This window comes from Roseateles sp. P5_D6, assembly GCF_054049415.1.
In genome coordinates, this window is record NZ_JBFUMK010000048.1 from 1 (window position 1) to 6,189 (window position 6,189).

General features: G+C 68.3%; 4 protein-coding genes and 1 pseudogene. 3 read left to right on the forward strand and 2 right to left on the reverse strand.

Annotation, left to right across the window (positions count from 1 at the left end; translation table 11 throughout):
* Together yicI and ACXJKM_RS29970 are read right to left on the reverse strand one after the other, a co-directional pair.
* The coding region (yicI, locus tag ACXJKM_RS29965; RefSeq protein ID WP_457356655.1) for an alpha-xylosidase at positions 1 to 1,432 on the reverse strand (1,432 nt) is incomplete at its 3' end.
* A gap of 80 nt (positions 1,433 to 1,512) precedes the next feature.
* Entirely contained in the window at positions 1,513 to 3,036 is a 1,524-nt protein-coding gene (locus ACXJKM_RS29970; protein WP_056197277.1) for a tryptophan halogenase family protein, read from the reverse strand.
* Positions 3,037 to 3,208: 172 nt separating this feature from the next.
* Between ACXJKM_RS29970 and ACXJKM_RS29975 the strand changes: the two genes are divergently transcribed.
* From ACXJKM_RS29975 to ACXJKM_RS29985, 3 genes and pseudogenes are all read left to right on the forward strand, one after another.
* Positions 3,209 to 4,441, forward strand: coding sequence for an ROK family transcriptional regulator (locus ACXJKM_RS29975; protein WP_056197278.1), 1,233 nt, complete (start codon positions 3,209 to 3,211; stop codon positions 4,439 to 4,441).
* On the forward strand, positions 4,441 to 5,901 hold the full coding sequence (gene xylB / locus ACXJKM_RS29980) for a xylulokinase (protein WP_457356656.1): 1,461 nt from the start codon (positions 4,441 to 4,443) through the stop codon (positions 5,899 to 5,901). Before ACXJKM_RS29975 ends, xylB begins: the two co-directional genes overlap by 1 nt.
* Before the next feature lie 10 nt (positions 5,902 to 5,911).
* Positions 5,912 to 6,189: pseudogene (locus ACXJKM_RS29985) on the forward strand (xylose isomerase); the annotation flags it as partial.

The window sequence follows — 6,189 nt, forward strand, 5'->3', positions numbered from 1 at the left end:
AGCGCTGGCCCGAGGCGTAGGTGGAGCGGGCGAAGACGATGGCGTCGCTGCCCTGCACTTCTTCGAGCAGCTCGAAGACGGCCTGGTTGTATTGCAGCGCGTACAGGTTGTGCATCTCGACGGGGTCGGAGCCGTCGAAGTAGGTCACGCCTTCGCTGGGGATGCGCTCGCCGAAGTCGGTCTTGAAGCAGTCCGCACCTTGCGCGATCAGGCGACGCAGGTGGCTTTGGTACCAGGCCTTGGCGGCCGGGTTCGTGAAGTCCACGATGGCCATGCCGGGCTGCCACTGGTCGGTCTGGAAGGTCAGCCCGTTGGTTCTCTTGATGAAGTAGCCGTGCTTGACGCCTTCAGCGAACAGCGGCGACTTCTGCGCCACATACGGGTTGATCCAGAGGCTGATCTTGAGGCCCTTGGCGTGCAGGCGCTTGAGCATGGCCTCGGGCTCGGGAAAGCCACGCGGGTCCCAGGCGAAGTCGCACCACTGGAACTCGCGCATCCAGAAGCAGTCGAAGTGGAAGACGGCCAGCGGCAGCTCGCGGCGCGCCATCTCGTCGATGAAGTGGGTGGCGGTGGCCTCGTCGTATTGCGTGGTGAACGAGGTCGTCATCCACAGGCCGAAGCTCCAGGCCGGGGGCAGCGGGGCGCGGCCTGTCAGCGCTGTCAGTCGGCCCACGACRTCCTTGGGCGTGGGGCCGGCAATGACGCAGTAGTCCAGGCTCTCGCCYTCGCGGCTGAACTGCACGCGGGCGACCTTCTCCGAGCCGACCTCGAAGGACACGGGGCCGGCCTCGTTGACGAGCACGCCGTAGCCGCGGTTGGTCAGGTAAAAGGGCACGCTCTTGTAGGCCTGCTCGCAGGCGGTGCCGCCGTCCTTGTTGGTGTTCTCGACGATCTGGCCGTTCTTGACCCAGGGCGTGAAGCGYTCGCCCAGGCCGTAGACGTTCTCGCCCACGCCCAGCGACAGCTGGTCGTGGACGTGGTGGCGCACCAGGCCGTCCTTGCCGGCCCACTGGATGAAGCCCAGGCCGCGCCAGTCGCTCTTGGTCAGCACGCGATCGCCTTCGCGGAAGGTCAGGCTCCAGCCGTCGCCCTTCTTGACGTCGACAGAAATCGCGCCCGAGGTCAGCGTGGCCTGGGTGTCACCGTTGTCGATCTGCACTGGATGCTTGCCGGCGCCGGGCATGGGGATGTGCAGGCGCGGCGCGCTGGATGCGGTGTAGTGCTCGACGCTGACGCGGATGACGCCGGGCAGCGGCGAGCTCAGCGTCACGGTCAGCGTCGGGCCTTGCAGCGTGTCGCCGCGGTGCTTGATGGGGCGGGTCGTGGCGAGCACGACCAGGCGGTCTTCGTGGACTTCGATCGCATAGGCCTCGGCCGCGTAATGCGCGGCCACGCCCGGCTGATGCATCCACTGTCCGTCAGTGAACTTCATGATGAATCAATCTTCCTTGTTGTCTCCGGTCGGCCGGCGGGTGCGCCGGCCCCTCTTGCTTGGTTGGTCTGTCGGGTCTCCTAGGCTGAAGGCGCCTTGACGTGGCGCGCGACGTAGTCGCCGTGTTCGGGCATGCCGCCCACGGTGTGTGTGATGGCCTGGCGCAGGCGCACGAAGTGCTGCAGCAGGGCCTCGGGGTCGATGTGGTCGACGAAGGGGTCGTAGCTCTCGGGCCGCAGGCCCAGGCCGAAGAAGAGCGACACCCACGACGGCTCGGCAAAGCCGTCGGGGTCGAGGATGGCGACACGGCCCGCGCTGCGAAAGAGCTCGATCTGGTGGGCCAGCGTGTCCGGGATCGGCATGGCCGCGCAGTAGCGCCACAGCTCGGCGTCGCGTCGGTCGGTCAGCTTGTAGTGCAGCACGATGAAGTCGCGGATGGACTCGTACTGCAGGGCCATGCGCCGGTTGAACTCGGCCGCCAGGTGGGGCTTGAACTGCCTGTCCGGGAAGAACTGGATGAGGCGACCGACGCCGTCCATGATGAGCTGGATGCTGGTCGACTCCAGCGGTTCCAGAAAGCCTGAAGCCAGGCCGATGGCGACGACGTTCCTGACCCAGCCCTGCTTGCGCCGGCCAGTGGTGAAGCGCAGTTGGCGCGGCGTGTCCAGCGCCTTGCTGTCCAGCCCGGCCAGCAGCGTGCTGGCGGCTTCATCGTCACTGATGAACTGGCTGCAATAGACATGGCCATTGCCGGTGCGGTGCTGCAGCGGAATGCGCCACTGCCAGCCCGCCGCCTTGGCGGTCGACATCGTGTAGGGCGTCAGCGGCTCGACACGTTCGCTCGGCACGGCCTGGGCGCTGTTGCAAGGCAGCAGCGCGCTCCAGTCCTCGAAGGGCGATTGCATCGCGCCGCCGATCAGCAGCGCACGGAAACCCGAGCAGTCGACGAAGAGATCGCCATCAATGCGGCGGCCGTCCTTGAGCTTGACCGCGGCGACGAAACCGTCCTCGGGACGCAGCTCGACATCGACGATCAGCCCTTCAATGCGCTGGGCACCGCGCGCCATCGCGTACTCGCGCAGAAAGGCGGCGTACAGGCCGGCGTCGAAGTGGTAGGCGAAGGAATAGGCATTGGCCGCCGACGGCGCCCCGCCCTCGGGGGGCGTGAAGCGGTTGCGCCTGGCCATGACGGTGGACGTTGACCAGTCCTCGTAGCTGGGCAGCCCGTCCACCTGGCGCTGCAAGCGCAGCCAGTGCTGCCAGGGCGCGCGCGCGTCGATGGCCGGGCCGAAGTCCCCGAAGCCATGGAAGAAGCGGTGGCCGACGTGGCCCCAGTCGCGGAACTCGATGCCGAGCTTGAAGCTGCCCTGGGTGCGCTTGACGAACTCGGCGCCGTCCAGGCCCAAAGTTTGGTTGTAGGCGCGGATGGGCGGCAGCGTGGCCTCGCCGACGCCGATCGTGCCGATGTCGGGCGACTCGATCAGCACGATCTCGCAGGCGCCCTGGCCGGCCTGCGCAAAGCGTTGAGCCAGCGGCGCAGCCGCCATCCAGCCGGCGGTGCCGCCGCCAACGATGACGATCTTGCGGATGGAGGGATCGGACATGGCTGTCTCTGGGCCAGTTTTTATGGAGCCTCACCACAGGACCGGTGGGCGGCGCGATCTTCGGCGAGTCGGGCTGTGTCGCGCTAGGGGCTTTTACCGTATTTACTTCGTACGACGGCCGAACTAATATGGCACCAAGCCCGTCAAAAGCATGGGCAGGACTAGGAGACAAATGCAGGCCGAAGCCGCAAGCAGCCAACAGCTGCTCAAGGTCATCAATCGCATGGCGCTGGTGCGACATCTCTGTGCCAATCCGGGGCTGTCGCGTGCCGACCTGGCCGTGGCCGTCGGCTTGACGAAGTCCACCGTCAGCCTGCTGGTGCGCGAACTGATTCTTGAAGGCTGGCTGGCCGAACGCGAGGTCGTCGCGACCGGCGACCTGGGCCGCCGCCCCACCCCCCTCTTCATCGATCCCGCCCGGCTGGTGCTGCTCGGCGCCGAGGTCGGCATCGAATCCGTGCGCGTCGTCGCCACCTCGCTGACCGGCGAGGTGCTGGCCTGGACCGTCGCCCACTACAGCGCCAACCGCACAGCCAAGGCCTGCATCGCCAGCCTCGCCACGGCGCTGCTCAAGCTGCGCAAGCAGCTGGATGCCGGCCAGCAGATCCTGGGCATCGGCGTGGGCCTGCCCGGTGGCGTCAACGAGGCGCGCGGCGTGCTGCACTTCGCGCCCAATCTGGGCTGGCGCGATATTCCCTTTGGTGCCCTGCTCAGCGAAAAGCTGCAAGACACTTCGCTCGCTGGCGCACCCCTCTTCATACAGAACGAAGCCGATGTGGCGGCCCTGGGCGAAATGGAGTTCAACTCCGCGCCGACGTCGGACCCGCTGCTGTATGTGTCCATCAACCAGGGCCTGGGCGCCGGCGTCATCGTCGGCGACCGCCTGCTGACCGGCAGCCGCGGTTTCGCCGGTGAGGTGGGCCACATGGTGCTGCAGCTCAATGGACCACGCTGCTCCTGCGGCCGACGCGGCTGCGCCGAAGCATTGATCGCGACGCGCGCCATGCTCGGCGGCAGTGAGGATGGCACGACACTGCGCTCGCTGGCCGAAGTACGCGCCCATCTCGTCGACGAGGACGCGCACACGCTGAAGGCTGTGAGTTCCGCCGGCCGCTATCTCGGCGTGCTGCTGCAGAACCTGGCCACCGCCTACGACCCCGCCTGCATCGTGCTGGGCGGTTCGGTCGTCGAACTGGGCGAGCCCTTCCTGAAGCCAGCGCTGGACACGCTGCTCGACTACGCCGCAGCGGCCAGCCTGCCACCGCCGAGCGTGCGCACCTCGTTGTTCGGCGCCAATGCCGTCGCCGTCGGCGCGGCCGCGCTGGCCCGCTACCGCCTGACCCGGCCTACCCTGCCCGGCGCGGTGACGGCTGTGGGCGAGAGCATCAGCGAGGAGTCCGCTTGATGTTCCTCGGCATCGATCTCGGCACCTCCGAAGTCAAGCTGCTGCTGCTTGACGGTGAAGGCCACATCGTCGGCACGGCAGGCAGCGCGCTGACGCTGTCGGCGCCTGAGCCGCTGTGGTCGGAGCAGGCGCCGAGCGATTGGTGGCAGGCCACCGAGGCCGCCGTTGCCAAGCTGCGCGCCGCCCATCCGATGGCCTTTGCCGCCGTGCGCGGCATCGGCCTGTCCGGCCAGATGCATGGCGCGGTGCTGCTGGGCGCTGACGACGCCGTGCTGCGCCCGGCCATCCTGTGGAACGACGGCCGCAGCCACGCCGAGTGCGACGAGCTGACAACCACCGCGCCGCGCCTGCACGACATCGCCGGCAACCTCGCCATGCCCGGCTTCACCGCGCCGAAGCTGCTGTGGGTCAAGAAGCACGAGCCCGAAGTCTTCGCGCGCGTGTCCAGCGTGCTGCTGCCCAAGGACTGGCTGCGCCTGCAGCTGACCGGCGACAAGGTCTCCGACCCGTCGGACGCCGCCGGCACCCTGTGGCTGGACGTGGCCCGGCGCGACTGGTCCGACGAACTGCTCGGCGCCTGCRGCCTGACGCGCGCGCARATGCCSCGCCTGGTCGAGAGCAGCCAGCCCAGCGGCGTGCTCAAGCCCGAACTCGCCAAGGCCTGGGGCCTGGGCGCGGAGGTGGTCGTCGCCGGTGGCGCCGGCGACAACGCGGCCAGCGCCATCGGCATCGGCGCCACGCAGCCMGGKGAYGGCTTCATCTCGCTGGGCACCTCGGGCGTGCTCTTCGTCGTCAACGACCGCTACCGGCCCAACCCGGCCTCGGCCGTGCAYGCCTTCTGCCATGCGCTTCCCGCACGCTGGCACCAGATGAGCGTGATGCTGTCSGCSGCCAGYTGCCTGCGCTGGTTCTGCCAGCTCGTCGGCGCCGATGAARCCACCTTGCTGGCTGAACTTTCATCAAATGACAGCGCAGTCAGCRCCTCAGACCACGCGCCGATCTTCCTGCCYTACCTSGCCGGYGAGCGCACGCCGCACAACGACCCGTTTGCAGCCGGCGTCTTCCATGGCCTGAAGGCGCAGACGAATCGCGCCGACTGCACCTATGCCGTGCTCGAGGGCGTGGCCTTCGGGCTGGCCGACGGGCTGGACGCGCTGCGGGCGGCAGGCACCGAGGTGCACCAGCTGTCGCTGGTGGGCGGCGGCTCGCGCAGCCGTTTCTGGGCCCAGCTGATCGCCGACGCACTCCAGGTCGACATCGTCCTGCACACCGGCAGCGCAGCCGGCGGCGCGCTCGGCGCGGCACGCCTGGGCTGGTTGGCCACCGGGGGTGCTGTCGAGACCGTCTGCACCCGCCCGCCCGTGGCGGCCCTCTTCTCTCCCGATCCCCAACGCCATGCCCGCCTGGCTCCCCGCCTGGCGCGTTTCCGTGACCTCTACCGCCGCCTGCGCGGTGCCTGACCCCCGAGTTATGACGAGCTATTTCCACGCCATCGCCCCGATCCGCTTCGAGGGCGCCGACAGCCCCAATGACCTGGCCTTCAAGCACTACGACAAGGACCGCATCGTCCTGGGCCAGCGCATGGAGGATCACCTGCGCTTTGCCGTGTGCTACTGGCACAACTTCGTCTGGACCGGCCTGGACCCGTTCGGCGGCGCCACCTTCGAGCGCCCCTGGTTCCAGGGCGGCAGCCCGATGGAGCTGGCCAAGCTCAAGGCCGACGCGGCCTTCGAGTTCTTTGCCAAGCT

Coding starts and splice junctions, on each gene's coding strand:
- ACXJKM_RS29970 (WP_056197277.1), bottom strand. CDS start 3,036: ATGTCCGATCCCTCCATCCGCAAGATCGTCATCGTTGGCGGCGGCACC.
- ACXJKM_RS29975 (WP_056197278.1), top strand. CDS start 3,209: ATGCAGGCCGAAGCCGCAAGCAGCCAACAGCTGCTCAAGGTCATCAAT.